Origin of the sequence: Nocardia sp. CWNU-33, assembly GCF_046764895.1 — a bacterium.
In the GTDB taxonomy this organism is placed as follows: Bacteria; Actinomycetota; Actinomycetes; order Mycobacteriales; family Mycobacteriaceae; genus Nocardia.
On sequence record NZ_JBKOQN010000048.1, the window covers coordinates 41,089 to 43,605 of the forward strand.

A 2,517-nucleotide genomic window follows, 5' to 3' on the forward strand; every position below is an offset into this window, starting at 1 on the left:
CTCGAGTTGACCCACCCGTATGCGCTGGCCATCATCGGCCCGATTCTCGAAAGGTTCATGAACGAATGCAGCTTAGATTCAACCTGTCAACGCAACGCACTCGGCGGCCGTGCGATAGCCGAGCCACTTGCGTGGCCGATTGTTGAGGCGGTCGGCGATCGCATTGGGGTCGGCCTGGCTGTAGGTGCCGATGTTGGTGCCCTTCGGTAGGTACTGGGGTAGCGGTTTGTTGATGTTCTCGTTGGTGCCGCGTTGCCATGGGCTGCGCGGTGTCCAGCAAGACATTCAGCTCGCTGGACAGCCACTTGTGGACGCTCACCCACCGGTGGGCTCGCCGCAGCCACCCCGCGAAACCGAAGAAATGGGTCGTAGCCCGCTACTTCGGCAGGTTTCATAGGTTCAGAAACGACCAGGCAACCAAAGCTGGCCGGGCCCCATGGTTGACAGCGTGGCGGAACGCGACGGTGTGGGATTTCCCAGAGGCTCGGGTGACCGGGACGAGGCCGGTTTCGGCGGCGAGTTGGTCGAAGCTGTTGGCGTGCTCCAAGGATCGGACAGACCTCGCCGATGATCTGGGCCAGGTTGAGCCCCCCGACTCGCGGCAGATCGGCCAGCAGTTGAGCGTAGGGATGCCGGTTCACAGCCTCGGCGATCGTTGCGTCGATCTGATCGAGGCCGGCCTGGATCGAGCGCACGAGTGCGGCCTGTGCGCGGACTGTCGCGCGATAACCGGGTTGGGGAGTCGACTGGCCGCAGTTGGTGCCTCCTGCAGCCGGGCCAGCAGCTCGGCGCCGGAACGACGTCCGCTGTAACCGCGACGACGGCAGAACGCCCCGATCCGGCCCGCGGTGAGCGTGGCGGCCGATCCCGGCGGTCGAGTAGCGATCAAGGAAGTCCAGGGCGATCGCCGAATGCAGCCGCGCGAAAATCGCTTTGCCGCCTGGCCAATGCGCATCCAGCAACGCAGCCAACTGGTTGACTGCCCTGACGCGCAGTCGCGTGGTGATCGGCGCGCTGAGGGACCAGTGCCTGCAATTCCACGGGTCGCTGCAAGCGCGGGCAGGCGATGGATGTCGGTGCGCGAGTAGTCGGCCAGTTTGAACGAATCACCCGGATCGTTCTTCGCCCTGGCGGCGCCCATCGTGGCCTGGCGGCATGGAAAGCGTTGGGATGCACCGGGATGATCGGATGCCCGGCCGCCAAAGCCGGTCCACAACCAGCCCTCGGGTGGTTTCGATCGTCACCGGCAGCCGCGCCGGGTCACCATGGCAGGCCAGCCGTTGCATGGCCGTAGCGATTCCGGCCTCGGTGTGTGGCACGGCGAACCGCTCGACTTTGCCTCCGGCATCGTCGATCACGGTCACGTCGTGGGTGAGGGTTCCCCAGTCCCAGCCAGCGAACACCAGCAATCTCCTTCGAGGTAGATGTGCTGCCTCGTCGGAATCGAGGGTCGTCGCCGGAAGCTCATTGATCGGCCCTCTGCGGGGCATGTCCCTGACGCCGGTCGATGGCCCTCGGCCCAGTGGGGCTGGCGGTACTCATGCTGGCCATCGAATGGCATTGCCCCGCTACCAACGTCTGGTCGCCAGCTCACCCGATCCCTCGGTCTCATTGTGCAACTGGGTCGTCAGCCTTCGCAACGAGGACAGCCTCGTCGGAACCGCCCAGACACCGGTCAGCTCCACCATCCACGGACCTACCGCCGAGATCGCCTGGGTCGTGAGGACCCCTGGCAACGCTGAGGAATCGCCACCGAAGCCATCCGTGGACTCATCGCCTGGCTCAGACGCCAACCAGTCCAGACCGTGATCGCCCATATCCACCCCACCCACCAGGCATCGGCCGCCGTTGCCACCGCCGCCGTGCTCAAGCTCACCGACCAATGCCACGACGGAGAGACGCAGTGGCGACTGAAAGTCGAATAGCTCCATCCACAGGTATTGACAATTGTTCGAGCACGAGATCGGTGCCCTGGTGAGTGTTCGCCGCGTCCAGGGGCGCGATCTGATGTCGACGACGCCATGGGGCTGGCAGGTACGCACGAATCTGCCAGCCCCATGGCGATTCCCGAGCGGCCCACCCGGTACTACGTCGACACCAGGATGGCTGTGTCAACCGATACGACGGTGTGGAAGATGACCGGCGAATGTCGGCTCATCTTCGACAACCGGGTCCGAGAATCGGGCATGGTGAAGGACCGGCGAAAACGCCTGTCGGACGAATCGAATCGAGTCTTCTCCTCGCCGAACGGCGGCAGCTTTCATGTGTCACACGCCGGGTGCGGGGCGATACCGGAGTCCGCGCTCTACAGCCACCATTGCGGCCGTAGTCGTCAGAACGGGAAGACCCACTACCGGAAGAGGGTTCGACTTCATACCTTGACGCCGATGCACCGAGCAAACGCATCGAGGCTGCCCACCCGGCGGCGCATGGGTCGAGCCGAGCATCCACGCCCGCGCGTTCCCACTGTTGCGCATAGCCGGCACGTGGTGACTCGCCACGTCGCTGCCGCGGCAG

Annotated in this window: 3 protein-coding genes and 1 pseudogene; 2 read left to right on the forward strand and 2 right to left on the reverse strand. The window is 64.7% G+C overall.

Features of this window, described 5'->3' with window-relative positions:
- Positions 1-78 precede the first annotated feature (78 nt).
- A pseudogene (locus ACLMAL_RS35945) lies at positions 79-270 on the reverse strand (transposase); the annotation flags it as partial.
- On the opposite strand from ACLMAL_RS35945, the gene ACLMAL_RS35950 reads away from it, so the two are divergent.
- Positions 258-812, forward strand: coding sequence for a group II intron maturase-specific domain-containing protein (locus ACLMAL_RS35950; RefSeq protein ID WP_412003127.1), 555 nt, complete (start codon positions 258-260; stop codon positions 810-812). The pseudogene ACLMAL_RS35945 and the gene ACLMAL_RS35950 overlap by 13 nt on opposite strands.
- A gap of 294 nt (positions 813-1,106) precedes the next feature.
- On the opposite strand, the gene ACLMAL_RS35955 is transcribed toward ACLMAL_RS35950, so the two are convergent.
- Entirely contained in the window at positions 1,107-1,403 is a 297-nt protein-coding gene (locus ACLMAL_RS35955) for an IS110 family transposase (protein ID WP_412003128.1), read from the reverse strand.
- Positions 1,404-1,745: 342 nt separating this feature from the next.
- Here ACLMAL_RS35955 and ACLMAL_RS35960 point away from each other — a divergent pair, with 342 nt between their 5' ends.
- Positions 1,746-1,925 (forward strand): hypothetical protein, encoded by a 180-nt coding sequence (locus tag ACLMAL_RS35960; protein WP_412003130.1) that lies wholly within the window; start codon positions 1,746-1,748, stop codon positions 1,923-1,925.
- The last annotated feature ends 592 nt before the right edge of the window (positions 1,926-2,517 follow it).